Raw genomic sequence first — 25,641 nt, forward strand, 5'->3', positions numbered from 1 at the left:
CTAAAGCCCTATCATTGAACGAATATCTTTTGGTGACGCGCCTTCGCACCGGTATAAGGAGATTGCGCGCGCGTCATCGCGTTTGGCCAACCGCTTGCCATTTTCATCACGGATCAGATCGTGGTGGAAATAGCGCGGGGGTTTGTGGCCCAGCAGATCCAGCAGCAACACTTGCACCTGAGTGAAGTCAAACAGATCCACGCCGCGCACCACATGGGTGATCCCCTCGCGGATATCGTCGATGGCAGAGGCAAGGAAGTAGGCGGCGGTCTGGATGTCTTTGCGCCCCACCACGATATCACCGATCTTTGTCAAAAGGGCCGCGTGATCAAGGGGATGCGGGCCGGTGTGTAGCGGCCCGTCCTCTATGAACCCCAGCCCGTCTGAGACTTGCTCAAGCGCCCGGTCCATATGCAGGCGGATGGCGTCATTCGGTGCGCGGTCGTCCATGCTGCGCGTTTTGCAGGTCTGCGGATAGACGCTATGCGGTGCCCCTTCCTGCGGCGCGGCGAGCGCGGCGGCGATATCTTTGCGGCTACAACGGCAGGGATAGGTTAATCCACGTGAAGAAAGCGCCTCAACACTTTGATTATACACATCAAGGTTTTCGGATTGCATCAGAGGTGGTGCATCCCATGTGATGCCCAGCCACGCCAGATCGTCCAACGCTTGGCGCATGTATTCGGGCTTTGATCGCTCCAGATCCGTGTCCTCGAACCGCAGCAAAAAGCTGCCACCTTGGGCGCGCGCCATATCGTGGGCCACCAGCGCCGAATAGGCGTGCCCCAGATGCAGCGGCCCGGTGGGCGACGGTGCGAACCGGGTGCGAAAGCTCATGCTGCGGGCGTGGCGCCGTCCAGCCAGCCCTGCCAGTCTGTCTTGGCGCGGTCGGTGTAGGCTTTATAGCGATCCTTGCGGCCGCGACGGCCGGATTTCAGCCCCTCGACCGGTGGGAACAGGCCAAAGTTGACGTTCATCGGCTGGAAGGTTTTCGCATCCGCGCCGCCGGTGATATGGGTAATCAAGGCACCGGTCGCAGTGGTCGGCGGGGGTGGTGCGGCCGCTTCGCCCTTGATCTCGGCCACGGCCAAACGCCCGGCAAGCAGCCCCATCGCAGCGCTTTCCACATAGCCTTCGACGCCGGTGATCTGCCCTGCAAACCGCACGTTCGGCTGGCTGCGCAGACGCATCTGGTCGTCCAACAACGTGGGCGAGTTCAGGAAAGTATTGCGGTGGATACCGCCGAGCCGCGCGAAGGAGGCATTTTCAAGCCCCGGGATCATCCGCAGCACCTCTGTCTGGGCCCCGTATTTCATTTTGGTCTGGAAGCCGACGATATTATACAACGTGCCCAACTTGTTATCGCGGCGCAGTTGCACCACGGCATAGGGTTTGTTGTCGGGATCATGGGGGTTGGTCAGGCCGACGGGCTTCATCGGGCCAAAGCGCAGCGTTTCGCGCCCGCGTTCGGCCATCACCTCGATCGGGAGGCAGCCGTCGAAGTAACCCGCCGTCTCGCCTTCCTTGAATTCTGTCTTGTCCGCGGCCAGCAGCGCGTCGATGAACGCCTCGTATTGATCCTTGGTCATCGGGCAGTTGAGGTAGGCGGTACGCTCTTCCTCGGTCTCGCCCTTGTCATAGCGCGATTGCATCCACGCTTTGCTCATATCAATGCTGTCGTGGTAGATGATCGGCGCGATCGCGTCGAAAAAGGCCAGTGCCTCGGCACCGGTTTCGGCGGCGATAGACTGCGCCAGATCGCCCGAGGTCAGCGGGCCGGTCGCGATGATCCAGTGACCCTCGCGCGGCAGATCGGTGATCTCGCCATATTCGACAGAGATATTCGGATGCGCCATCAGCGCGTCTGTCACCGATTGCGCGAAGGGATCACGGTCCACCGCCAAGGCACCACCGGCGGGCAGGCGGTGTTTCTCGGCGGTTGCCATGATCAGCCCGTTGGCGGCACGCATTTCCCAATGCAGCAGCCCCACGGCGTTCTGTTCGTTATCATCCGAGCGGAAGGAGTTGGAGCAGACCATTTCCCCCAGCAGCCCCGTCTGATGCGCGAAGGTGCCGACCTTGGGCCGCATTTCATGGAGCACAACCTGAATGCCCGCGTTCGCCGCCTGCCAGGCGGCCTCTGATCCGGCCATGCCGCCGCCGATGATATGGAGTGTATGTGTCATGTCAGCGATGTAGGGCAGGGGCTGGCGCGGTGCAATAGCCAGCGGTGTCTGTCGCGAAACGCGTGCCCGCCGCCCTTTAGACCGTCAAACATGTCGATTGAATGTGAAGGGGGATTTTTGGGGTCGCCGCTGCGGGAACGGTCGGTCAGTGAGAGGCTGACCTGGAGGGACCTTCCGCCGGCGGCGACCCAAAATCATCAAGGCATCTGCCTTGTCTTATTTGTGCCACAAAAGCGCCCGAATTGAAAGCACGAATTCGTGATCTGTGCGGCACCATCGGAAACAGTCTGTTTCCGGCTTACTGATCCCACTCAGGAGTGCGTTTTTCCAGAAAGGCCGCGATGCCCTCGGCTGTGTCGGGGTTGAGCATGTTTTCCACCATCACGTCACCCGTGTAGACATATGCTTGCGCAACCGGCATGGCGAGCTGCGCATAGAAGGCCTGTTTGCCGATCTTGACCGCTGTGCCCAGCTTGTCCGCGATCTGCTGCGCCAACGCTGTCGTCTGCGTCGCAAGTTCGTCTGGTGGGGCGATACGGTTGATCAACCCTAGCTCGCGGGCGCGGGCTGCATCGATAAACTCGCCCGTGGTCAGCATCTCGAACGCCTGTTTGCGCGGGATATTGCGGCTGAGCGCAACCATCGGGGTCGAACAGAACAGGCCGATATTCACCCCGTTCACGCCAAAGCGCGTATCCTCGGCCGCGACCGCAAGATCGCAGGTCGCGACCAGCTGACATCCCGCGGCAGTGGCGATGCCGTGGACCTGCGCGATCACGGGCTGGGGCAGGGACTGGATGCGCGCCATCAGACGGGCGCAGCGTTCGAACAGGTCTTGGAAGCCGGCAACACCCCCATCCTTGGCGTCACGCAACGCCGTCATCTGCTTCAGATCATGCCCGGCGCAGAACGCCTTGCCCGCCCCGGCAAGGATGACGACCCGTATATCGGGCCGATGCGCGATCTCGTCCAGACGCGCCTGCAACGCGGCCAGCATCTCGTCCGACAGCGCGTTCAACCGGTCCGGCGCGTTCATCGTCAACCGGACTACCGCACCGTCACATGCCATTTCGACCATTGTCATCTTGAACCCCTCCCGCTTTTCCCTGAGCCTAGCCGCGACATATGAGGGAGGACAAGTATGCCAATTATGATGGATGCCGATGCGCTCGCGGTTTTTATGAAAGACGTGTTCAAGCAGGTCGCCGATGATTTCGCCATCGACCATGTCGGAGAGACGGATCTGACCACACGTTTGCTCACCGCGGACCGGCACCTGCGCCCCGGCGGCACCGTGTCCGGCCCGTCGATCTTCGCGCTGGCCGATGTCAGCGCCTATCTGATGACCTTGGCGCGAATCGGGCCCAAGGCGCTGGCGGTGACCACAAACTGTTCGATCGATTTCATGCGCAAACCAGCGGCCAATACCGATCTGATCGCCAAGACGCGATTGCTCAAGCTTGGCAAGCTGCTGTCGATTTGTGATGTGTTGGTCTATTCCGACGGGCTGGACGACCCTGTCGCGCGGGCATCGCTGACCTATGCCATTCCGCCACGCTGATTGTACCCCACACTAACGGGTACAATGGAAAAAAGGGCCGGTATTTACCGGCCCGAGTGAAGAGGTCTGGACTGCGCCACAGGGACGTTACGCCTTCCAGAACACCCGAATAGACTCATCATGAGCCTGTCGCGGTGTGAGTCCCACGTCTGCCAACTGCCAAGGCTCAAGCTGTGCGAGCGCTTTGCGTGTCCGGCGACGCGATGCCATCTTCGTGACGCAGACCGCAAATTTGACCGCAAGAACAGCGGCAAACGGTGTGCTGCGCTGGTTCAGGATTGCCACAGTTTCGTGGTTGAGGGTCAGGGTCTGTGTCATGAGAATCTCCTATTTCTGAATTGTATTGACACAATGTTACGTTTTGCTGTAACAAAGGGGTACAAAATGAGATACATTTTGGAAAGGAAAACATTGTAATGGGTACAATTTGGCAACCTGATCAGATTGACGGGCCTGGCCCCAAATACAAAGCCGTTGTTACAATGATACGAAACGGTATCTCGAACGGTGCTTTATCGGCGGGGGAAAAACTGCCGCCGGTGCGGGAACTGGCATGGAAGCTTGGCGTTACGCCGGGGACTGTGGCACGGGCATATACGATGCTGACCGAAAGCGGGACGTTGCAGGCCGAGGTCGGGCGCGGCACCTTTGTCGCCCTGCCGCCCACGACCCCCGATCGCAACAGCCCGATCGAGATGGATGTGATCGCCCACCACGTGCATCAAGGAACCAAGAACTACCCCGCGGACACCTATGCCGTGAACATGTTCTCGCCGCACCTGCCATCGGCAGGGCAGGCGACCCTGATCCGCAACCTGATGGCCGAGATCGCTCAGGATCCGGCGTCAGGTGTGATGCATTATCCCAGCCGCACCGGGGCGCGCCCCGCACGCGAAGCTGTGGTCAAATGGCTGGCCGGCACGCCGCTGGGATCCTTTACCGAGGCCGATGTGATCCTGTCTCACGGCGGGCAAAACGGTCTGTCTCTCGTTTTCCAGTCCATCCTGCAAGGCCGACGCCCCGCCATCGCGATTGAAGAGCTGTCGTACCCCGGTTTCCGCCGCGCGGGCGAGCTGCTGCGCGCCGATGTCATTCCGGTGGCCATGGATAAAGACGGCGTGATCCCCGAAGCGCTGGACGAGGTGGCGCGGAACCATGATCTTCAGATTTTCTGCACCTCGCCCGAAGTCCACAACCCGACCGCCGGCTTCACACCTGTGGCGCGCCGCGAGGCGCTGGTCGAGGTGGCGCGCAAACATGACTTTCAAATTGTCGAGGACGATTGTTATCGCATGCGCGTAGAGCGTGCGCCGACCTACCGGATGCTTGCGCCCGAACGCGGCTGGTATGTCTCGTCACTGGCCAAGACCCTGACCCCTGCGCTGCGCATCGGCTTCGCCATCGGCCCCCGCCAGCGCACACCCGATCTGCGTCGCGTGGCCGAATATAATTGCTTTGGCCTTGCGACCCCGCTGATCGACCTTTGTGCCAAGCTGCTGGTGCATCCCGATATCGACACCATCGCCGAGGGCACGCGTCAGGGCTTTAACGCCTATGTCCAAAGCGCGGTGAATATACTGGGCGGATATGATGTGGCGTGGCGCACCAACGTGCCGTTTTTATGGCTGAGCCTGCCGGTTGGCTGGCGTGCGGGTGCGTTCTGTCAGGCGGCTGAAGGGCAGGGCGTTCAAATCCGCTCGGCCGAGGAATTCGTCTGCCGCGATGCCCGCGCGCCCCATGCGGTGCGGCTTGCGATCAACGCAGGCGTGGCGCTGCACAGTTTTGAGGATGCGATCATGCGCCTACGACATCTGCTGGACTCTCCACCCGAGCAGTTGAGCGTGTGATTTTCGTGGGGTATAATAATACCTAATTTGCAAGGCATTGTTTTTGTGTATAAAAATAGGGAATGTGGCGCTTGACGTGGCGAAGGGCGTGTTTATAACCCAGCCATCAGATAGCGGGGTTCGGTTTCGGACCCTTTCACCAAAGTAACGGGAATTCCCTCCATGAAAACCTTTTCTGCAACACCGGCAGATATCGACAAGAAATGGATCATCGTCGACGCTGAAGGCGTCGTCCTTGGCCGTCTTGCGTCGATCATTGCCATGCGTCTGCGCGGCAAGCACAAGCCTTCCTACACCCCTCACATGGATTGCGGCGACAACGTCATCGTGATCAATGCCGAGAAAATCCAGATGACCGGCAAGAAGCGTGAAGAAAACTTCTACTGGCACACCGGCCACCCCGGCGGGATCAAGGAGCGTACCAAAGCTCAGATCCTTGAAGGTGCGCACCCCGAGCGTGTTGTGACCCAAGCGGTCAAGCGCATGCTGCCCGGCAACCGCCTGAGCCGCCAGATCATGACCAACCTGCGCGTTTACGCCGGTTCCGAACACCCCCACGAGGCGCAAAGCCCCGAGGTTCTGGACGTGAAATCCATGAACTCTAAAAACACGCGGAGTGCATAAGCATGGCTGATGAAATCAAAACACTCGAAGGCCTCGAAGCGGCCGTAACCGAGAACATCGGTGGCGTTCAGGGGACAGAAGTTGAAATGACCCCACGCGAGCCCGTGCGTGACGCGCAAGGCCGCGCCTATGCAACCGGTAAGCGTAAAGATGCGGTTGCCCGCGTCTGGATCAAACCAGGTTCCGGTAAAGTCATCGTAAACGGCAAAGCGCAAAACGAATATTTTGCACGCCCCGTTCTGCAGATGATCTTGGCACAGCCATTCACCATCACAGGCACCGACGGTCAGTTCGACGTTGTTGCAACTGTGAAAGGTGGCGGTCTGTCCGGTCAGGCGGGCGCGGTGAAGCACGGTGTTTCCAAAGCACTGCAGCTCTACGATCCCTCCCTGCGCGGCGCGCTGAAAGCGGCAGGCTTCCTGACACGCGACAGCCGTGTTGTTGAGCGTAAGAAGTACGGTCGTGCGAAAGCGCGTAAGAGCTTCCAGTTCTCCAAGCGTTGAGCTTTGCTTTACAGTTTTGGGAAAAGGCCGCTCCTGCCGGGGCGGCCTTTTTCGTATGCGCCTGAGGCCAGCCGACCCTTCGGGGAGAGTTTATTTCGCAAAATGAAGCCGGCGGGGTGGTTTTGTTTTACAGGCCGCGTGCTTAGGTAGAGGTTGCGTTAAAAACGGAGCCGCCCCATGCGATATTCAGTCCTTGATCTTTCCCCCGTGCCCGAAGGGTCAGATGCCCGTCAAGCTATTGCGAATACGATTGATCTGGCAAAGCGAACCGAAGCGGCGGGATATTATCGCTACTGGATGGCAGAGCATCACAACATGCCGGGGATCGCCTCTGCCGCGACATCGGTGTTGATCGGGCATGTGGCGGATCACACCTCTCGCATCCGTGTGGGCGCGGGGGGCATCATGTTGCCGAACCACGCGCCGCTGGCGATTGCAGAGCAGTTTGGCACGCTTGCCACGATCCACGGAGACCGGATTGATCTGGGCCTTGGCCGCGCGCCCGGTGGGGATCAGGCCGTGTACCACGCCTTGCGGCGCGGGATGCAAGGGGGCGACCGTTTCCCCGAAGATGTGGCCGAGCTGATCGGCTATCTTGGCGAGGCCCCTGCGGGCGCGCGTGTGATGGCGCATCCGGGTCAGGGCACGCATGTGCCGGTGTGGATATTGGGCTCTTCGCTCTATGGCGCGCAGCTGGCGGCGCATTTCGGGCTGCCCTATGCCTTTGCCTCGCATTTCGCCCCCGATGCGTTGGAAGACGCCGTGGCGATTTACCGTCGCGATTTCAAACCCTCGGCGCAGTGGGAGAAACCGCATTTCATGTTGGCGGCGAATGTTTTCGCGGCGGATACCGATGAAGAGGGGGCCTACCTTCGGACCTCCATGCAGCAGGCTTTTGTGCGGTTGCGCACCGGCAAACCGGGCAAGCTGCCGCGTCCGGTGCGCGATATTGATGCCGAGGTTGGCGTTCAGATGCGTCAAGCCGTCGATCAGGCCCTGCGGGTCACTGCCGTGGGCAGCCCCGAGCGTGTCGCGCGGCAACTGTCGCAGATGATTGAGACATATCAACCGGATGAATTGATCCTGACAGGGCAGATCCACGACCACGCCGCGCGGGTCAAATCCTTCGAGATCGCGGCGCAGGCCTTGGCGGAGATCGCCGCCTAGTCGTCCGGTCCCACCAGACCAAGGCCGCGCAGGTAGATGCCGATGCCGCTTTCCAGCAGATCATCTGCGGGAAAGGGAGAGGCCCTGCCGGGGGAATTCCGGGCGAAGAGTTCAACCACCCCGTGGCTCAGCGCCCAGATATGGGCCGAGAACATCGAGGCGGGCGGGCGCTTTTCCAACGGGATATGCTGGCTGAGATCGCTTGCAGCCTGTTCCAGCACCCCATTGGCCCGCGCCGCAGCGGCGGCCAGATCGGGGGTGCGGTTGACGGAAATGCCGCTTTCGAACATCGCGATGTAATGGCCCGGATAATCGCGGGCGAAGGCAAGATAGGCACGGCCTGTCGCCTCGAACGCCTTGAGCGCGGAAGGTTGGCCGGATTGATACGCGGCTTCCATCAATTCGGCAAAGATATCATAGCCTTGCAACGCGCCTTCGGCGATCAGGTCTTCGCGGCCCTCGAAATGGCGATAGACGGCTGCGGGGGTGACACCCGCCTGTTTCGCCGCCTCTGACAGGGTGAACCCCGTGGGGCCGCGATCCTCGATCAGTTTGAGCGCGCCGTCGATCAGCGCCTGTCGCAGGTTGCCGTGGTGATAGCCGCGTTTAGGCATCCCAGATATCCGGCCCGCCGCAAATCTGGTCATCAATCGCACCGATCGCCTTGGTGTCTTTGCCTGTATATTCAAACGCGTGGAGCACGGTCCGGATCGCTGCCAGCCGCGCGCGGCGTTTATCGTCAGAGCGGATCACCGTCCACGGGGTCTGCGGCGTGTGGGACCGCAGCAGCGTGTCCTTGATCGCGACGCTATAGGCGTCCCATTTCGCCAGCCCTTTGACATCGATGATGCTGAGCTTCCATTGCTTTAGCGGGTCGCCTTCGCGCGCGAGCATCCGCCGCAGCTGTTCGCCGCGGCCTACGTTGAGCCAGAATTTGAACAGGTGTAGCCCATCGTCCACCAGCATCTTTTCCAGCGGGACAACCTGATCGAAGAAGGCTTCACGCTGGGCCTCGGTGCAAAAGCCGAACACCGGTTCGACGACGCCGCGATTGTACCAGCTGCGATCAAAGAACACCATGTCGCCGGCGGTCGGCAAATGCTTGATATAGCGTTGAAAATACCATTGCCCAGCTTCGGTTTCGGTGGGTTTGGGCAGGGCCACCATATGGGCGGCACGCTGGTTCAGGTTCTGACGGAAGCGCGAGATGGTGCCGCCTTTGCCCGCAGCGTCGCGGCCTTCAAAGATCATCGCGATCCGTGTGCCGGTGTCGCGCGCCCATGCTTGCAGCTTGACCAGTTCGATCTGGAGCCGATCCATCTCGCGGTCATATTGCTTGCGCCCCAGACGTTCGGAATGGGGGTAGCTGTCGCTCAGGATATCGTCCTTGTCGGCGCGTTTGATCGCCTTGTTGATGGGCGCGGGCGCGTCGTTTTCGAAATAGGCGCTGATCGCACCGTCAAAGGGCAGGTCCATGGGGGCCTCCTCAAATATCCTGTTCACCCTAACTTATGGAGCGTTCTGCCCCCTAGCGCAAACCCGCACGTGTCGCTGCGCGGTCAATGACGGCGATGACGTCGGGTTGGGTCACATGTTGCGGCATATGGCCGATGCCGGGTAGGGTGGTCAGCGCCGCGTCGGGCAGTTGCGGCGTGGCGATTGCCGCGTGGACATCCAGCGGGACGATGGTGTCTGCGGTGCCGTGGATCAGTTCGACCGGCATGGTCAGCGTATCATACTTCGGGACCATCTTCTTGATCTCGGGCAGCAGCGTGTTCACCTGTTGCGCATTGGCGCGCATGGACATCCGGCGCAGGGACAGGCCGGTGCCGATGTGGTCACTATAGCCGACAGGCGTGTCTTGCGGGGCAAAGATCGCGCCGACGCTGGCGCGCACAAATCCCTGCGGCACAAAGGCGGTGACCAGCGGGATCACGATACCCGACCCAAAGGCAGAACCGGTGATCTTGTACTGCCAGCCAAGGTCACCTTCCCACGGCTCGGACACGGCGGATACGAGCACCAGCGCCGCCGTGTCATCGGGCCGCGACAGCCCCCACGCCAGCGCCACCGCGCCGCCATAGCTGTGACCCAGCACCATCGGGTTGCTCACCCCAAGCCTGTCCGCTGCCTTTTGCAACAGCGCGGCTTGTTCATGGGGTGTGGCCGCGGTGGCATTCCATGCGCCCGCGTGCTGGGGCAGGTTGTCGGTCCAACCGAGCCCCGGACGGTCGAACAGGATAACGCGGTAGCGGTCGGTAAGCTGGTCCACCATGTCAAAGGTGAAATCCCGCATATTCCCTGACGCCCCGTGGATCAGCACCAGTTCCGGCCCGCTGCCCTGCACCTTGGCATGGACCTTGACGCCGTCGATATCGATCAGCTCGCCAATCGGCGGGTAGCCAGCGTTGGCCGCAGCCTCGCGCGCGCTGGCCCGCCAGTGCACCACGATCACCAAGCCCACGCAGACCAGCGTCAGGATCAACAGCATGCTACGTCCCAAAATTGCTGCGACCGATGTCGTTGAGATCGTAGTGGGTGGTCTGGTAGATCTCGTTGATCCAGTTGCCGTAGAGCAGATGCGCATGGCTGCGCCAGCGGTTCAGCGGCACCTGTGCAGGATCATCATCGGGGTAATAGTTGCAGGGCACGTTGATCGGCGTGCCTTGGGCGACATCGCGGTCATATTCATCCTTCAATGTGTCGCGGTCATATTCAAGGTGATTGAAGATATAGAGTGCCCGATGCCCTGCATCCTCGACCAGACAGGGGCCGACCTCCTTACTGCCGAGCAGGGTGGTCAGGCTGGGCACGGCGTCGACCTCTGCCGCGCGCATTTCGGTCCAACGGCTGACCGGCACCACCAGATCATCCGAGAACCCGCGCAAATAGGGTGACGACGGTTCAAGGTTGCTGTGGCGGAAGCAGCCGAAGGCCTTTTCCTCCAGCAGATGCTTTTTGATACCGTGGAAATAATTTATCATCGCCATGCCACCCCAGCACACGCCGAAGGTTGAATGGACATTGGTCTGGGTCCAGTCAAAGACGCGGGTAAGCTCTTCCCAATAGGTGACGTCATCAAAGTCCAGATGCTCTATCGGGGCACCGGTGATGATCAGCCCATCGAATTTCTCATGGGTGACTTCCTCGAACGGGCGGTAAAAGCTTTCAAGGTGATCTGCGGCCGTATTGCGCGACTGGTGGTCGGACATGCGGATCAGGCTGAATTCGATCTGCAGGGGCGTCGCCCCGATCAACCGCGCGAACTGGTTCTCTGTCTGGATCTTTTTCGGCATCAGGTTCAGCAAGGCAATGCGCAAAGGCCGGATGTCCTGACGCGCCGCCATTTCCTCGTCCAGCACCATGACACCTTCGCGCGTCAGCACGTCATAGGCAGGCAGGTCGGAAGGCAGTTTAATCGGCATGTCGGTATTCCACGTCTAGGGGCTCAGGTCTTGCATCATCTGCGCCGGATTTAGATAAGCGCCCGCGCAGAGGGCGCCAAGGGTCACGCGCTTAACGTCCCCGCGATCAGGTCGTTGAAATCATCCTCGGATTTGAGCCCGGCCACCTGATCGGCAGTCACGGTCACCCCCCATCGCGACATCGCCTCGTAGCGCGGCTGTCGGTGGGCAAGCGCTTGGGCGTAGGTCCAGCGGATAAAGGCATCCGGATCGACATCATCCTCTTGGCAGTTGTTTTCGCTCAGATATTCCTGCCACACCCGCAGCAGGAATTCGGGTTGATAGGCCATCGGCTTGGGCGCTTTGTCAAAGCGGCGGATCAGCTCTTGGGTGTGAGCATCGTCGCCCTTGATCCAGACCGGCAGACATTCCGCCGACAGGGTTTGCATCAGCGGATCATTGTCATCATCGGGGTCCACCCATTCACAGATCGAGCCGCCGGTGTCGCAGATGAAATGCGGATACCCATAAAGCGCCTGCGCACGGCGGGCAAAATGGCCGGTGTCGCGCAGGGCCGCGATCTCTGCCTGTTTGAACGCGTCCTGTCGCGAGGCATATTCCGCCATCGGCAATCCCCCCTTGGCCGCATCGCCGGGCTTGCCCAGCCAGGTCGCCACGGGCGAGAGATTATCAAAGGTGATGTTTGACCCGATGTAGATGCTGTCGCTCAGCAGAAGATCCCGCAGGAAGGGCACCTTCATCGCTTCGGCCTTGGCGTTGTCGGCGATGGTTTCACCCAAGTATCGCGTGCCGATCCGGTAGTCGATGGAGTAGTGAAACCACCTCGCCGATTGCCGCAGCAGATGCGCCATATGCGTCTTGCCCAGACCCGACATGCCAAAGACCAGCACATGTTTATGCGGCGCGGCACGCCACGCATCGGCAGAGGGGTAAAGCATGGGTCGTCATCCTTGGAACGTCTTGTTTCGCAATGAGTAGCCTAGCCTGTGCCCAGACACCAGACGCGAGACATCGGCCACGAGACGTCAGACATCGCGGGCCCATGAAAAAGCCCGCCACATTGCTGGGGCGGGCTGATAGAGCGTTGCTGTGGTAGGGCTTAGAAGGTGAAGCCGACTTTCACACCGATCGCAACAGCGTCGTTGTCTTCGAATGTCGCTGCGGGCGATGCAAGTCCTGCCTCGGTTTCTGCATCACCGATGTTGATGTAGCGAATACCGGTAGTGATTTTCACATTGTCACGGGAGTATGTAGCGGCAAGCGCCAAGCTTTTGTTGCCATCTGTAGGTCCTAGGTTGCTAGAAAAACCACCTTCGGACTTCTCGTAGCCTATGGATGCTGCCACAGACCAAGTATCATTCAAACGTCGTCCAACACCCAAGCTATAGCTATATACATCGTCGTCATAGCTAAGCAGCTTGCCGCCGCGTGTAAGCGTAGCATATTGCTGCGGTGCGATTTCGAACGACGACCAGTCAGTCCAGCGAACACCACCGAACAGTAGAGTATCGGCAGCAATACCCGTCTGGAATTCGAGGTTTAGCGACTGGGGTGTATCCACCTCTGTAGTCGATTTCACACCCATACCAAGGGCTGAGTTTTCCGTTGTATCAACGTCGTAACTAATCTTCGAATTATATGTAAGGGATACCCGCATAGCGATTTCTGGCTTTTCGTAAGCCACACCGGCGACATACCCAACCCCGGTTTCCTGATCGCCTTTTACGGAATACGGAGCACCGGGATTTGTGATAAATGGGTTGTTTGGGTTCGGTGCCGCAGTAACGAAAGGAATAAGCGCCGAAGCTTCAATTCGTTGAACACGGATACCACCATGAACGCTAAAGTTGTTTGGCGTTTTGTAGCGAAGTAGAGCCGTCAGGGCATCGCTATCGAAGGTGGCAGTAGATCCGGCGGCAAAGTAACCTGTGCCGGTGTCATAGGCCACGTCTGCTCCAAACGGCTGATCATAGATGATGGCATAAGAAAGCTGATCATTGATGTCCGCTTTATAAGCTGCGCCGAAAGTAAAGAAATTGTCTGTCATATTCCCGGATTTGACACCCGGAGTTGCTTGAACCCCAACCCCCGATGTATTCGGCGATACCGACCCAAGGCTGAACTCAGCATACCGGCCGCTTTCAAACAGGGCCGTGATCGACTGACCCGACCGGTCGATCCCCCCCGCGTGCAACGTGGATGCGCTGCCCAACAGGGCCGCCATTGCGATTACTCGATACGTCATCTCTAAATACTCCTCCCCAGAAGCAATGCAGCCACAACACGCAGCCACAATTTATACAGCAACTGAACGGTAGCATGCGTCAATCTGTCAATTCTTGACCAAGGGGAAGTCTGCGCCCCTATGCCAGAACTGTTGCAGTTTCGTTACGAAACGCGGCGGGATTCGATCCAGAGGTTCATGTAATTGCCGGCAAAGATAATCGCGCCGCCGATGAAGACCCAGATATCCAAGGCCTCGGCATAGACCAGCATTCCGATGACGGCAATCAGGGGCAGGCGGACAAAGTCGATCGGGACGACCACTGTCGCAGGCGCAATGGACAAGGCGTTGGTCAGGCAGAAATGTGCCATAAGCCCTGCAACACCGATCAGCAACAACAGCGGCATCTGTGCCACCTCGGGCACCGCGATATCCCCGTCGTAACCGGCCATGATCACGCCAAAAACCAGTTGCGTCACGGTCAGGTAGAACAGGATACAGGTGATCGTCTGGCTGCGCGTCAGCCGCTTGGTCAGCATGATCGTAAGCGCAAAGAAGATCGCCGAGGACGCCGCCGTGATCACGCCGGCATTCAGCCCGGCAATCGTCGGGCGGGCAACACAAAGGATGCCAATAAACCCAAGAACCGCCGCCAAAGCACGCACCTTGGTAAGCCGTTCGCCCAAAATCAGCGGCGACAGGACAATCACCCAAAGCGGAGAAGTGAACTCAAGCGCAAAGACCTGCGCGAGCGGGATCACGGTAACGGCGTAGAACCACAGATTCTGTCCGGTGAAATGCGCCAGATTGCGCCCGATCTGCGTGCCGAAATCGCGCCGGTTGATCTGCCCCCAGGTCCCGTAAACGGTCGTGAGCGTAAACACAGCGATCACGCCCACCAGCGACCGGTACATCATGATCTCGAAAGTATCGAGGCTGCCGCCAAGCTCGCGCCCGGCGACGGCCATCGCAGAGAAAGACGTGATCGACCCCATCATCCACAAAGCCGCCCTTAGCGTCGGGGTCATGGTCTCTCTTCCAAATGGAAAAAAATCCCCGCCGGAGGCATCTTTGTCATGCGGCCGATCACAGCCATTCAGATCATTCCCATTCAATGGTGCCGGGAGGTTTCGACGTGATGTCGTAGGTCACCCGGTTGATGCCCGGAATCTCGTTGATGATGCGTGTTGCGGTCTCGCCCAGGAATTCATGGGTGAACGGATAGTAATCCGCCGTCATCCCATCGACCGAGGTGACGGCCCGCAGGGCGCAGGCGAAATCATAGGTCCGCCCGTCGCCCATCACACCCACGGTGCGGACAGGCAGGATCGCCACAAAGGCTTGCCAGATTTCATCATAAAGCCCGTGCTTGCGGATCTGGTCGATATAGACCGCGTCCGCCTCGCGCAGGATGTCGAGCTTTTCGCGGGTAATCTCACCGGGGCAGCGGATGGCGAGGCCGGGGCCGGGGAAGGGGTGGCGGCCGATAAACGACGGCGGCAGACCCAGCTCGCGGCCAAGCTCGCGCACCTCGTCCTTGAAAAGTTCGCGCAGCGGCTCGACCAGCTTGAGGCCCATCTTTTCGGGCAAGCCGCCCACGTTGTGATGCGATTTGATTGTCACCGACGGGCCGCCGGAAAAGGACACGGATTCAATGACATCGGGGTACAACGTGCCCTGTGCGAGGAAGGTGGCATCGCCGACTTCCTTGGCGTGCTTCTGGAACACGTCGATGAACAGTTTGCCGATGATCTTGCGCTTGGTTTCGGGGTCGGACACGCCATCCAGCTCGCCCAGGAACAGTTCCTGTTCGTCGGCGTGGATCAGCGGCATGTTGTAGTTGTCACGGAACATGGTGACGACCTCTTCGGCCTCGCCCTTGCGCAGCAGACCGTGGTCGACAAAGACGCAAGTGAGCTGGTCCCCAATCGCTTCGTGGATCAGCACGGCCGCGACCGAGGAATCGACCCCGCCGGACAGACCGCAGATGACCTTTTGATCACCGACCTGCTCGCGGATCGCGGCGATGGCCTCGTCGCGGTAGGCGCTCATTGTCCAGTCGCCCTTGAAACCCGCGAGACGCACAAAGTTTTCGTACAGGCGCGCGCCATTGGGGGTGTGGTGTACTTCGGGGTGGAACTGCACGGCATAGAAATTGCGCGACACATCGCCGGTAACCGCGAAAGGCGCGTGAGGCGAGGTCCCGTAGACTTCGAAACCGGGGGCGATGGCGCTGACGTGATCGCCGTGGCTCATCCAGACTTGCTCTTTCTCGGTGAGGAACCAGCCTTCCAACAGCTCAAGACGGGCCTCGGAGGGGGTCACATAGGCGCGTCCGAATTCAGCGGTGCCGTGACCGCGTTCAACCTTGCCACCCAGGCAATGCATCATGACCTGTTGGCCGTAGCAGATGCCAAGGATCGGTACGCCAAGCTCGAACACCGATTGCGGCGGCATGGGCGCACCTTCGGCGAAGACCGAGGACGGCCCCCCCGACAGGATCACCGCCTTGGGCGCAAAATCCTTGAGAAAGGCATCATCCACCGTGTTGAACGGGTGGATTTCGCAGAACACATTAAGTTCACGCAAACGGCGGGCGATCAGCTGGGTGACCTGGCTGCCGAAGTCGATGATGAGAAGGCGGTCATGGGAGATATCTGTCATGCAGACTGATTATGGGCGGATGGCCTGCGTGGCAAGAGTGGAGTGGGGGCCAGCCCCCAGACCCCCGGAGTTTATTTTGGCAAAATGAAAGGGTCGGCGGATCATGATGTCGGTTTTTGACCTCTAAGGCCGTAAACCGCGTAAAGCCCGCTGCGTGAATGGGGTAGCTAGGCGTCAGTTTTGGCGGAAAGGAAGACCTCATGGCGGAATCAGCAAGACGCGGGCGCGGTGGTGGCGGTGCGGCACGTCGGGCGGCACGCTCGGCTGTGTCCTTCGAGACAGCGAAATACATCGAACGCAACATTCCCAACTACGAGGTGCTGACCGAAGAGGCGCTGCAGATCATCGAGTATAACGCCGATACGGTGTTGGAAGAGATCGGCGTGAACTTTCCCGACAACCCCGAGGCGCTGGCGCTGTGGCGCGCGGCCGGGGCGGATGTGACCGGCGACCGCGTGCGTATCCCCCGCGGGCTGGCACGCGAGCTGTGCAAGACCGCGCCGTCGCAGTTCACCCAACACGCGCGCAACCCCGCGCGCAACGTCGAGATCGGCGGGCGCAATCTGGTGTTGGCCCCAGTCTATGGCCCGCCCTTCGTGCGCGACACCGCCGGGGGCCGTCGCTATGCCACGATGGAAGATTTCAACAAATTCGTGAAGCTTGGCTATATGTCCAAGTGGTTGCACCATTCCGGCGGCACCGTCTGTGAGCCCACCGATGTGCCCGTCAACAAGCGCCATCTGGACATGCTCCATGCGCATATGACGCTAAGCGATAAACCCTTCATGGGATCCGTCACGGAACCGAGCCGCGCGCAGGATTCCGTGGACATGTGCAAGATTTTGTTCGGGGCGGATTTCGTCGACCAGAACACGGTGATGACGTCGCTGGTGAACATCAACTCGCCCATGACGTTTGATGATGTGATGATGGGGGCCCTGAAGGTCTTTGCCGAGAACAATCAGGCGTCGATCATTTCGCCGTTTATCGTTGGCGGCGCGATGGCACCGGTATCCGTGGCAGGGACATTGACGCAGGTCCTGGCCGAGGTCATGGCGGGCATCGCCTATAGCCAGCTGATCCGTAAGGGCGCGCCGGTGATTTTCGGGGCCTTTGTGACCTCGATCGACATGAACTCGGGTGCGCCGACCTTTGGCACGCCGGAGGCCGCGCATATCACCTATGGGGCGGGGCAGTTGGCGCGGCGGATGAACCTGCCATTCCGGTCCTCGGGCTCGTTCTGTGGGTCAAAACTGCCCGACGCGCAAGCAGCCTATGAGACGGCGAACAGTCTGAACATGGGGCTTTTGTCGGGGGTGAACTTTATGCTCCACGCCTGTGGCTGGCTGGAAGGGGGGCTCGTCGCCTCGTTCGAGAAATTCGTGATGGATGCCGATCAGCTGGGCGCGTTGCACCATTTGGCGCGCGGTGTAGAGATTGGCGAAAACGCGCAAGCGCTGGATGCGATCCGCGAGGTTGGTCCGGGGGGGCATTATCTGGGATGCGCACACACACAGGCCAACTTTAAGGAAGCCTTCTGGAAATCCGATCTGCTGGACTACAAGCCATTTGAAACATGGTCAGATGAGGGCGCGCGCGATACCCAGTCGCTGGCGGCAGCCCGGGTTGAAAAGCTGTTGGGCGACTATGTGCAACCGCCTATGGACCCCGAGACGCGTGCGGCGCTTGATGCCTTTGTCGCGGAACGCAAGGCGGCGGAGCCTGACAGCTTTATGTAGCCGCATCTCGGAAGTTTTCGCGCAAGATCGCGGCCTCGGCAATGAGGGCGATCATCACCTCTATATGACGGACCAGGTTATAGCCTGCGTCCGTCTTTTTACGTCTGGCGTTCAGGTCTGCCTCTATATCGATCAGCTGCACCAGCACCACAGCGCTGCGCGGCAGGGTCGCTTTCCCCAGTATCCGGCGCAGGGCGGGGCCGCGGCGATAGCTGCGGGCCCCGATGGTGCCTGCCTGCACCAATATGGCGGGACGGTGGATACCGCGAAGACGCGTCAGAATATCTTGCATAAAATCAAATCCTTGCTGGCTACGGGGTCATGCCATCGCATGGCCGCTCACGGGCAGGATTTCACGCAGGATCCTGGTGTTGCTCGCGCGGCGAGGTCTGCGTGCGTCGCGGTTACGACTGTTTACCCTTTGGAAACAATTATGGGTTGTATCGGTAAATATTAACAAATCCATAACCAATTAACCTTTTGGTATTGTGGATAAGGCTGTGGATAACCGCGCCGCCTGAAGAAAGGAGACCGCATGACCCAAGTTTTGAATACGCCGCCGGACCGACGTGGATTGCCCGGATGGGTACCGGATGCCGCGCGGCATTACGTGTCGCATGTGGAGATGGGCCAGCCGATCCGGGCGCTGGCGCGATCCGCTGAGTGTCACGCCTCTACCATCCTGCGCCAGATCCGGCGGCTGGAAACGCGGCGCGATGATCCGCTGGTGGACGACGCCCTTGATCTGCTGGGGCAGGTCAGCCGTTTTGAAACCCACCCCATGCAGGAGCCCGCCGCGATGAATGACACCTCACCCCCCATGATGCCCGATGATGAAACCCTAAAAAGCGAAGCGCAGCGCATCTTGCGGCGCTTGTGCGAAACCGGTGCGTTGCTGGCCGTGGCGGCCGAGATGGACAAGGCCGTTGTCGTGCGCGGTGGTCCGGATGGCGCGCAGACGCGAACTGCCGTGGTGGACCGTTGTGTCGCGCAGGCGATGGCGCTTAACGGCTGGATCGCGAGTGATGGCGAGGGGCGCATCCTGCGCTATCACATCACCGCGGCCGGACGGCATGCGCTGGAAGAGATGCTGGGTCAGGGGGCACAGAACGGTTTTGCCGAATCCCAAACCAGTTTTGCCCCTGCGCCGCCGCTGCCAGAGGGGGCGCGGCAGAAGACAGCGCGGCGCTTGCGCTACACTCTGGCAGAAAGCCCGTTGGCCGCGCTCGCCCGCAGACGCGACGCAAAGGGCGCGCCGTTCCTGTCCGACAGTCTCGTCCAAGCCGGAGAGCGCCTGCGCGAGGATTTTGAACTGGCGCAAATGGGCGAGGCGGTGACGCAGAACTGGGACCGGTTTCTGGCACCGGGCGGGCAGGGCGACAGCGTCAGCTTTGAAGGCAGCGCACCCTCTGCAGCCCGGGCACGGGTGGGATCGGCGCTGGCGGATCTGGGACCGGGTCTGTCGGATATTGTGCTGCGGTGCTGCTGCTATCTGGAAGGGCTGGAAACCACGGAAAAGCGCCTTGGCTGGTCAGCGCGGTCGGGAAAGATCGTTCTGCGTATCGCCCTGATGCGCTTGCGCAAACACTATGCGGAAACGCTTGGCCCCGGGAGCGCGATGATCGGCTAGGCGGCGGATCCGGATCGGCGCGCACCGCATGTCTGCCCCGCAGCTGACAACTGCCTCTTTCATGCGCCGCGCGAACCTACTACATAAGGGGCGTATTCCAAACGGAGCCTGATCATGCGAGACCTGAAAATCCCCGAGCAGCGCCACCCTGAAAAGGCCCGACGCCCCGACAATCCACAGCCGAAAAAGCCGTCGTGGATCCGGGTGAAGGCGCCGGGTGGCAAAGGCTATGCGGATACCGCAAAGATCATGCGCGAGAACAAGCTGGTGACTGTCTGCGAAGAAGCCGGCTGCCCGAATGTGGGCGAATGCTGGTCGCAGGGCCATGCCACCATGATGATCATGGGCGAGGTCTGCACCCGCGCCTGTACCTTCTGCAACATCGCGACAGGGCGCCCGCCGGAAGCGCTGGACATCTTTGAACCCGGGCGTGTGGCCGATGCGGTGTCCAAACTGGGGCTGAACCACGTGGTGATCACCAGCGTGGACCGCGACGACATCGAAGACGGCGGGGCAGAACATTTTGCCCAGACCATCCGCGCCGTGCGCAAACGGTCCCCGGGCACCACGATCGAGATCCTGACCCCCGATTTCATCCGCTGTGATCCCAAAGTGCTGGAAACCGTGGTCGAGGCGCGCCCGGATGTGTTTAACCACAATCTGGAAACAGTGCCCGGCCTCTACCCCGAGGTCCGCCCCGGGGCGCGGTATTTCCATTCGCTGCGTCTGTTGCAGCGGGTCAAAGAGCTTGATCCGACGATGTTTACCAAATCCGGCATCATGGTCGGTCTGGGCGAGGATCGTCAGTCGGTTATGCAGGTCATGGAAGACATGCGCGCGGCGGACATCGATTTTCTGACCATCGGGCAATATCTGCAGCCGACACCAAAGCACCACGCGGTGGACCGCTTTGTGCATCCCGATGAATTCGCCGCCTATGAAAAATCGGCCTATGGCAAGGGGTTCTTGATGGTCTCTGCGACGCCTCTGACGCGGTCGAGCTACCACGCGGGGGATGACTTTGCGCGGCTGCAGGCGGCGCGGTTGGCGAAGCTAGGGTAACTGTGATGCATTGAGTTTGAGGGGTGCAGCCCCTCAAACTCGCGCGGTACAATGAGGGGCGCTGCCCCTTAAACTCACGCGGTACAATGAGGGGCGCTGCCCCTCAAACTCCCCGGGATTTACATCCATTTGGAAAGGTTAGAACGGGTTTTTGATCCGTTGGGTCGTGGCCCACTCGGGCCAGTAACCAAAGTATTCTGCGGTGAAAATCAGCGCGCCGGCCAGGACCACAGCAAGGACGAATTTGACGCGGCCCGCCGAGGGCGGGTGCTGCACCCACCGTTTCATCCGCATCAGCCAAGCGACGTTCATGTAAAACGGACCTTGCCGATAAAGGGCTGGTTGCGGTCGCGCTGTGCGAAATCGATGCCGTAGCCCACAACAAATTCATCGGGAATTTCAAAGCCGATCCAATCGGCCTTCATGTCCACCTCGCGGCGGCTGGGTTTGTCGAGCAGGGCGATGGTTTTCAGCCGTGCGGGTTCGCGCGACATCAGCAGGTTGCGTACGTGATGCAGGGTGTGGCCCGTATCGACGATATCTTCGACGACCAGCACATCGCGCCCTTCGATTGCGCCGCGCAAGTCTTTGAGGATACGGACTTCTCTGCTGCTTTCCATGCCATCGCCATAGCTGGAGGCTTCGAGGAAATCGACCTCGATCGGGAGGTCAAGCTCGCGCACCAGATCGGCGATAAACACGAAAGATCCGCGCAGCAGCCCCACCACTGTCAGCTTTTCGGTGCCTGCGAATTCGCTTTGGATTTCGCGGCAGAGAGTTTCGATCCGCGCGGCGATTGCCTTGGCCGAGATCATTTCATCGATGACATAAGGTCGCGTCGTCATGGGTTTTACCTTGAAAAAGGGGGAGATAGGATTTCATAAGGGCTAACTTCATGACAGATGGAAATCAATGCCTACCCATTCAGAGACCCGCGAACTGCCCTACACCGCCGAACAGATGTATGATCTGGTGGCCGATGTGGCGTCATACCCAGAATTTTTGCCCTGGACCGCCGCCGCGCGGATCAAAAGCCGTGAGGATAAGGGTGATCACGAGGTGATGGACGCCGATCTTGTCATCAGTTTCAAGGTGTTTCGCGAACGTTTCACCAGCCGGGTGGTGTTGTGGCCAGCGGCCAAGAAGATCGACACCGAATATCTGGATGGCCCGTTCAAATACATGAAATCGAACTGGGCGTTCGAGGACAATGGCGACGGCAGCTGCAAGGTGCATTTCTTCGTCGATTTCGAATTCAAGAACGCGATTTTGCAAAAGATCATCGGCGTCGTCTTTAATGAGGCGATGCAGCGGGTGGTGCGGGCGTTCGAGAAACGCGCGGCGGCGCTCTATGGGGCCGGGGCCTAGAAACGACAAAGGCCCCGGTGCGGGGCCTTTGCGTGGGTCTGCGTTTTCCCGATCAACTGCTTAGATCATAGGCCCGTTCACCGTGGACGGACAGATCAAGCCCGTTGACCTCGACCTCTTTGCTGACACGCAGCGGGGTGATCGCCTTGCAGACCAGCACCAGCACGACGGTCACCACCGTGGTATAGACACCGACAATCGCCAGCGACCCCAGTTGTGCGGCCCAGGACCCCGCCCCGAGGGCAGCGATCATGATGGTCCCAAAGATACCACCCACGCCGTGAACCGCGAATACATCAAGCGTGTCGTCGATCTTGGCCTTGTTGCGGATCAAGACGACTGCTTCCTGGCACAGGATCCCGGCAACCGCGCCGATCAGCAGCGCCGCCCAAGGGCCGACGAAACCCGACGCAGGCGTGATGGAGGCCAGTCCCGCGATGGTGCCTGTGACGATGCCGACCAACGATGCTTTGCCGAATTTGATCCGCTCCCACAGCGCCCAAGTGAGCGAGGCGGTGGCGGCAGAGATATGGGTCACCGTGATCGCCATCGCCGCACCTCCGTCTGCGGCCAGTTGCGAGCCGCCGTTAAAGCCGAACCAGCCAACCCAGAGCATCGCCGCCCCGATCATCACGAAGCCCGGGTTATGCGGCGGGGTGTTGTGGTTGAGGCGTGGACCAAGGAAGACCGCGAGGATCAGCGCCGCGAGGCCAGCTGTTTCATGCACCACGATGCCGCCCGCGAAATCGCGCACGCCGACCTCGCCAAAGATGCCGCCATCGGCCAGGAAACCGCCGCCCCAGACCCAATGCACCACGGGCGCGTAGCACAGCAGCATCCAGAGACCCGAGAAGAGCATTACAAAGCCAAAGCCGATACGCTCCACATAGGCACCGACGATCAGCGCGGGGGTGATCACTGCGAATGTCATCTGGAAGGCGAAGAACAGAATCTCGGGCAGGGTGCCTGACAGGCTGTCAGCAGTGACCCCCGACAGGCCGATCTTGCCCAAGCCGCCCCAGAGGCCCGATGTGTCGGGACCAAAGGCGATGGAGTATCCGGCGAAGAACCATAGCACGCTCATCAGACAGGCGACGCCGTAGGTATGCATGAAAACGCTCAGCACGTTGCGGCTGCGCACCAGCCCGCCATAGAAGAGCGCGAGCCCCGGTAATGTCATGAACAGGACCAAGGCCGTGGCGGTCATGATCCAGGCCGTATCAGCTGCGTTCATCTTGGTTTCCTCCCGAAAGGTTTTTGATTGCAGACGGGTGAAACGGATGTGCGCGCGCGACAAAAGTTAAAATGCGGGCAAAGCCGGTGATTAAACGGGCATTTCTACATTCGCCACATATTTAGGCAGCAATTTCGCCATGCCGCCTGTTTTGCGGGCGTTATGCAATCGCCTCAAAAATCAGCCCCAAGGCGAAATCGCGGGCAGCGCGGCGGACTTTATCGCGGCCCAATGCGCCGAACTCTTGCGTTTGGGTGGTGATACCGGACGCCGTGGCGAGGCCGAAACAGACGCGGCCTTCGGGCTTATGCTCTGACCCGCCGGGGCCTGCGATACCGGTGATCGACACGGCGATCTGCGCGCCAGATCGTGCCAAGGCACCACGCGCCATTTCAAGGGCGACCTGCTCGGACACCGCGCCGTGGGCGGTGAGTGTGTCAGGGCTGACGCCAAGCAGGTCGATCTTGGCGGCATTGGTATAGGTGACAAACCCACGGTCAAAGATCGCGGAGGATCCGGGCAGGTCCGTCAGGGCGGCTGCGACCATGCCGCCCGTGCAGCTTTCGGCGCAGGCGATCATGACCTCGCGCGCGCGGGCGCGGTTCAGAAGGGCGTGCAAATCAGGCAAAGAGATACACATGATACAGCACGGCCAGTGCGATCACCCCCAGCAGTGCAAAAATGCCTGCAAAGATATCATCCAGCATCACGCCAAGCGCATCGCCGCGCCGGTCGGCCCAGCCGATGATCAGCGGCTTCCAGATGTCGAAAAGTCGGAAAAGCGCAAAAGCCGCGATCCAGCCGGGCCACATCACAAGGATGTTCATATCCATCGTCCAGCTGGCATAGCTGAGCGGCAGCAGCGCGACCCATTGGCCCGCAACCTCGTCGATCACGATTTCCGACGGATCATGATCAGCGCTTCCGGCGGTCATGCGTGCGGTGGCCCACCAACCGGCGGCAAAGGTAAAAACGATGCCTGCGATCAACAGCGGCAGCCCCCCGATGACATGGAGCAGCCAGGCCCAGGGCAGCGCCACCAGCGACCCCCAGGTGCCCGAGGCAGGGCGGATGTAACCCACCCCCAGAACAGTCGCGATCAGCTTTGCCAAAGTCATAGTTTCACCAATGTTGCTGTGGCCATGCAGGCGATGCCTTCGCCGCGGCCGGTAAATCCCAAACGTTCCGAGGTCGTCGCCTTGACCGACACACGGCTTTCTTCGAGGGACAGGATATCCGCCATCACGCGGCGCATCTCTGCGGCATGAGGCCCCACTTTGGGGTATTCGCAGATCAGTGTGCAATCGACATGGGTCAGGGTGAACCCTTCGCTGCGTGCCAGATCGGCGGCATGGCGCAGAAAGATATGGCTTTGCGCCCCTTTCCACTGCGGGTCAGATGGGGGGAAATGCTGGCCGATGTCGCCCATAGCCAGCGCGCCATAGATCGCATCGGTGACCGTATGCATACCGACATCGGCGTCGGAATGGCCGACCAGCCCCTGATCATGCGGGATATCAACGCCGCAAAGTGTGACGTGATCCCCCGGACCGAAAGCATGTACATCAAACCCGTTGCCGGTGCGAATATCCATCGAAGACTCCAATATGCGGGCGGCGCGGGTCAAATCGCCCGGCACCGTGATTTTCAGGTTATCGACGCTGCCGGGGGTGATGGCAACCGCAACACCGGCGGCGCGGGCGACCTCTACATCATCGGCGGCGATGCCTTCAAAGGCGGCATGAGCGGCGCGGATCGTGGCGGCATCGAAACCTTGCGGGGTTTGGGCGGCATAAAGCGCGGTGCGGTCCTGCGTGCCTGCGACGGCTCCGTCTTCGGCCACCCAAAGCGCGTCGGTGACAGGCAGGCCGGGGGCGGCTGCGGCATCTGTGGCCAGCGCGTCGATCACACCGTCGATGATTTGCGGCGTGACACAGGGGCGGGCGGCGTCATGGATCAGCACCAGATCCGCATCCCCCAGCAGCGCCAGACCGTTGCGCACCGATGCTGCGCGATCCGCGCCCCCTTCGGCGACAAGACAGCCTTGCGCGGTGAACCCGTCGGCCTGCGCCATGTCACTGGCGTTCAATACGATGATGATCCGGTCGACCTGCGGATGCCGCTGGAAAGCCGCAAGCGTGTGGTCGATCACGCGTTTCCCGCACAGCGGCTGCCATTGTTTGGGCACGGCGCCCCCCGCACGGGTACCCCGTCCGGCGGCCACGATGAGCGCTGCGATTTTCGGTGTCGACGCCATCGCGCGCCCCCTTTGATAAACTCGCCCCGTTCTAAGCCCGCAAAGCAGCCTGTGCAATCGCCCGCGCCCTATGCCTAAATTTTAGGCAACAGGTCAGTTTCTCACCAGCAAAAGCTTTTGGTTTGATTGAGTTTCGGCCCACCCCTCGGT

Annotated in this window: 28 protein-coding genes; 9 read left to right on the top strand and 19 right to left on the bottom strand. The window is 60.3% G+C overall.

The window, feature by feature from the left end:
* The 3 genes from gluQRS to C1J04_RS09560 all read right to left on the bottom strand — a co-directional run bounded on the left by gluQRS (position 1) and on the right by C1J04_RS09560 (position 3,264).
* Complete coding sequence (gene gluQRS / locus C1J04_RS09550; RefSeq protein ID WP_009824568.1) at positions 1-837, bottom strand: tRNA glutamyl-Q(34) synthetase GluQRS; 837 nt, start codon at positions 835-837, stop codon at positions 1-3.
* Entirely contained in the window at positions 834-2,186 is a 1,353-nt protein-coding gene (gene trmFO, locus C1J04_RS09555; protein ID WP_009824569.1) for a methylenetetrahydrofolate--tRNA-(uracil(54)-C(5))-methyltransferase (FADH(2)-oxidizing) TrmFO, read from the bottom strand. Before trmFO ends, gluQRS begins: the two co-directional genes overlap by 4 nt.
* A gap of 298 nt (positions 2,187-2,484) precedes the next feature.
* Positions 2,485-3,264, bottom strand: a complete 780-nt coding sequence (locus C1J04_RS09560; protein WP_009824570.1) for an enoyl-CoA hydratase — start codon at positions 3,262-3,264, stop codon at positions 2,485-2,487.
* 63 nt (positions 3,265-3,327) lie between these two features.
* Between C1J04_RS09560 and C1J04_RS09565 the strand changes: the two genes are divergently transcribed.
* Positions 3,328-3,747, top strand: coding sequence for a PaaI family thioesterase (locus C1J04_RS09565; protein ID WP_037953663.1), 420 nt, complete (start codon positions 3,328-3,330; stop codon positions 3,745-3,747).
* An 87-nt stretch (positions 3,748-3,834) separates the two neighbouring features.
* Here C1J04_RS09565 and C1J04_RS09570 read toward each other — a convergent pair whose 3' ends face one another.
* The gene (locus C1J04_RS09570) at positions 3,835-4,065 is read right to left on the bottom strand and encodes a DUF1127 domain-containing protein (protein ID WP_005853453.1); all 231 of its coding nucleotides are present in this window, start codon (positions 4,063-4,065) and stop codon (positions 3,835-3,837) included.
* Between the two features lie 98 nt (positions 4,066-4,163).
* Between C1J04_RS09570 and C1J04_RS09575 the strand changes: the two genes are divergently transcribed.
* The 4 genes from C1J04_RS09575 to C1J04_RS09590 all read left to right on the top strand — a co-directional run bounded on the left by C1J04_RS09575 (position 4,164) and on the right by C1J04_RS09590 (position 7,888).
* Entirely contained in the window at positions 4,164-5,594 is a 1,431-nt protein-coding gene (locus C1J04_RS09575; protein ID WP_009824572.1) for an aminotransferase-like domain-containing protein, read from the top strand.
* A 162-nt stretch (positions 5,595-5,756) separates the two neighbouring features.
* On the top strand, positions 5,757-6,218 hold the full coding sequence (rplM, locus tag C1J04_RS09580) for a 50S ribosomal protein L13 (protein WP_005853457.1): 462 nt from the start codon (positions 5,757-5,759) through the stop codon (positions 6,216-6,218).
* A gap of 2 nt (positions 6,219-6,220) precedes the next feature.
* A complete protein-coding gene (gene rpsI, locus C1J04_RS09585; RefSeq protein WP_005853459.1) occupies positions 6,221-6,721 on the top strand; it encodes a 30S ribosomal protein S9 in 501 nt (166 codons plus the stop codon).
* A 177-nt stretch (positions 6,722-6,898) separates the two neighbouring features.
* Entirely contained in the window at positions 6,899-7,888 is a 990-nt protein-coding gene (locus tag C1J04_RS09590) for an LLM class flavin-dependent oxidoreductase (protein ID WP_009824573.1), read from the top strand.
* On the opposite strand, the gene C1J04_RS09595 is transcribed toward C1J04_RS09590, so the two are convergent.
* The 8 genes from C1J04_RS09595 to guaA all read right to left on the bottom strand — a co-directional run bounded on the left by C1J04_RS09595 (position 7,885) and on the right by guaA (position 16,201).
* Entirely contained in the window at positions 7,885-8,502 is a 618-nt protein-coding gene (locus C1J04_RS09595; protein WP_005853462.1) for a TetR/AcrR family transcriptional regulator, read from the bottom strand. The genes C1J04_RS09590 and C1J04_RS09595 overlap by 4 nt on opposite strands.
* Entirely contained in the window at positions 8,495-9,364 is an 870-nt protein-coding gene (ppk2, locus tag C1J04_RS09600; protein ID WP_009824574.1) for a polyphosphate kinase 2, read from the bottom strand. The genes C1J04_RS09595 and ppk2 overlap by 8 nt, the downstream gene beginning before the upstream one ends.
* Before the next feature lie 52 nt (positions 9,365-9,416).
* The gene (locus C1J04_RS09605) at positions 9,417-10,379 is read right to left on the bottom strand and encodes an alpha/beta fold hydrolase (RefSeq protein WP_009824575.1); all 963 of its coding nucleotides are present in this window, start codon (positions 10,377-10,379) and stop codon (positions 9,417-9,419) included.
* A 1-nt stretch (position 10,380) separates the two neighbouring features.
* Positions 10,381-11,313, bottom strand: coding sequence for a homoserine O-acetyltransferase MetA (gene metA, locus C1J04_RS09610; RefSeq protein ID WP_005853468.1), 933 nt, complete (start codon positions 11,311-11,313; stop codon positions 10,381-10,383).
* An 83-nt stretch (positions 11,314-11,396) separates the two neighbouring features.
* Entirely contained in the window at positions 11,397-12,251 is an 855-nt protein-coding gene (locus C1J04_RS09615; protein WP_009824576.1) for an ATP-binding protein, read from the bottom strand.
* 161 nt (positions 12,252-12,412) lie between these two features.
* On the bottom strand, positions 12,413-13,558 hold the full coding sequence (locus C1J04_RS09620) for an OmpP1/FadL family transporter (protein ID WP_037953667.1): 1,146 nt from the start codon (positions 13,556-13,558) through the stop codon (positions 12,413-12,415).
* A 143-nt stretch (positions 13,559-13,701) separates the two neighbouring features.
* The gene (locus C1J04_RS09625) at positions 13,702-14,565 is read right to left on the bottom strand and encodes a DMT family transporter (RefSeq protein ID WP_037953676.1); all 864 of its coding nucleotides are present in this window, start codon (positions 14,563-14,565) and stop codon (positions 13,702-13,704) included.
* A 73-nt stretch (positions 14,566-14,638) separates the two neighbouring features.
* A complete protein-coding gene (guaA, locus tag C1J04_RS09630; protein ID WP_005853474.1) occupies positions 14,639-16,201 on the bottom strand; it encodes a glutamine-hydrolyzing GMP synthase in 1,563 nt (520 codons plus the stop codon).
* Between the two features lie 200 nt (positions 16,202-16,401).
* Between guaA and C1J04_RS09635 the strand changes: the two genes are divergently transcribed.
* Positions 16,402-17,940, top strand: coding sequence for a trimethylamine methyltransferase family protein (locus tag C1J04_RS09635; RefSeq protein WP_114865352.1), 1,539 nt, complete (start codon positions 16,402-16,404; stop codon positions 17,938-17,940).
* On the opposite strand, the gene C1J04_RS09640 is transcribed toward C1J04_RS09635, so the two are convergent.
* Positions 17,933-18,232, bottom strand: a complete 300-nt coding sequence (locus C1J04_RS09640; RefSeq protein ID WP_009824580.1) for a DUF6477 family protein — start codon at positions 18,230-18,232, stop codon at positions 17,933-17,935. The two genes, C1J04_RS09635 and C1J04_RS09640, sit on opposite strands and share 8 nt — an antisense overlap.
* 243 nt (positions 18,233-18,475) lie before the next feature.
* On the opposite strand from C1J04_RS09640, the gene C1J04_RS09645 reads away from it, so the two are divergent.
* Together C1J04_RS09645 and lipA are read left to right on the top strand one after the other, a co-directional pair.
* A complete protein-coding gene (locus C1J04_RS09645; protein WP_050766208.1) occupies positions 18,476-19,570 on the top strand; it encodes a DUF6456 domain-containing protein in 1,095 nt (364 codons plus the stop codon).
* A gap of 114 nt (positions 19,571-19,684) precedes the next feature.
* Entirely contained in the window at positions 19,685-20,632 is a 948-nt protein-coding gene (gene lipA / locus C1J04_RS09650) for a lipoyl synthase (RefSeq protein ID WP_005853478.1), read from the top strand.
* 138 nt (positions 20,633-20,770) lie between these two features.
* On the opposite strand, the gene C1J04_RS19455 is transcribed toward lipA, so the two are convergent.
* Positions 20,771-20,944, bottom strand: coding sequence for a hypothetical protein (locus C1J04_RS19455; RefSeq protein ID WP_174226606.1), 174 nt, complete (start codon positions 20,942-20,944; stop codon positions 20,771-20,773).
* Positions 20,941-21,477 carry a hypoxanthine phosphoribosyltransferase gene (hpt, locus tag C1J04_RS09655; RefSeq protein ID WP_005853480.1) on the bottom strand — a complete coding sequence of 179 codons (537 nt, stop codon included), beginning with the start codon at positions 21,475-21,477 and terminating at the stop codon, positions 20,941-20,943. The genes C1J04_RS19455 and hpt overlap by 4 nt, the downstream gene beginning before the upstream one ends.
* Before the next feature lie 67 nt (positions 21,478-21,544).
* On the opposite strand from hpt, the gene C1J04_RS09660 reads away from it, so the two are divergent.
* On the top strand, positions 21,545-22,000 hold the full coding sequence (locus tag C1J04_RS09660) for a type II toxin-antitoxin system RatA family toxin (RefSeq protein ID WP_009824584.1): 456 nt from the start codon (positions 21,545-21,547) through the stop codon (positions 21,998-22,000).
* 52 nt (positions 22,001-22,052) lie between these two features.
* Here C1J04_RS09660 and C1J04_RS09665 read toward each other — a convergent pair whose 3' ends face one another.
* From C1J04_RS09665 to C1J04_RS09680, 4 genes are all read right to left on the bottom strand, one after another.
* Complete coding sequence (locus tag C1J04_RS09665) at positions 22,053-23,234, bottom strand: ammonium transporter (RefSeq protein ID WP_037944254.1); 1,182 nt, start codon at positions 23,232-23,234, stop codon at positions 22,053-22,055.
* Between the two features lie 160 nt (positions 23,235-23,394).
* On the bottom strand, positions 23,395-23,874 hold the full coding sequence (locus C1J04_RS09670) for a CinA family protein (RefSeq protein WP_009824585.1): 480 nt from the start codon (positions 23,872-23,874) through the stop codon (positions 23,395-23,397).
* The gene (locus tag C1J04_RS09675; RefSeq protein ID WP_009824586.1) at positions 23,855-24,352 is read right to left on the bottom strand and encodes a phosphatidylglycerophosphatase A family protein; all 498 of its coding nucleotides are present in this window, start codon (positions 24,350-24,352) and stop codon (positions 23,855-23,857) included. Before C1J04_RS09675 ends, C1J04_RS09670 begins: the two co-directional genes overlap by 20 nt.
* Positions 24,349-25,491, bottom strand: a complete 1,143-nt coding sequence (locus C1J04_RS09680) for a bifunctional 2-C-methyl-D-erythritol 4-phosphate cytidylyltransferase/2-C-methyl-D-erythritol 2,4-cyclodiphosphate synthase (RefSeq protein ID WP_009824587.1) — start codon at positions 25,489-25,491, stop codon at positions 24,349-24,351. The genes C1J04_RS09675 and C1J04_RS09680 overlap by 4 nt, the downstream gene beginning before the upstream one ends.
* Positions 25,492-25,641 lie beyond the last annotated feature (150 nt).

Origin of the sequence: Sulfitobacter sp. SK025 (assembly GCF_003352105.1) — a bacterium.
In the GTDB taxonomy this organism is placed as follows: domain Bacteria; phylum Pseudomonadota; class Alphaproteobacteria; order Rhodobacterales; family Rhodobacteraceae; genus Sulfitobacter; species Sulfitobacter pontiacus.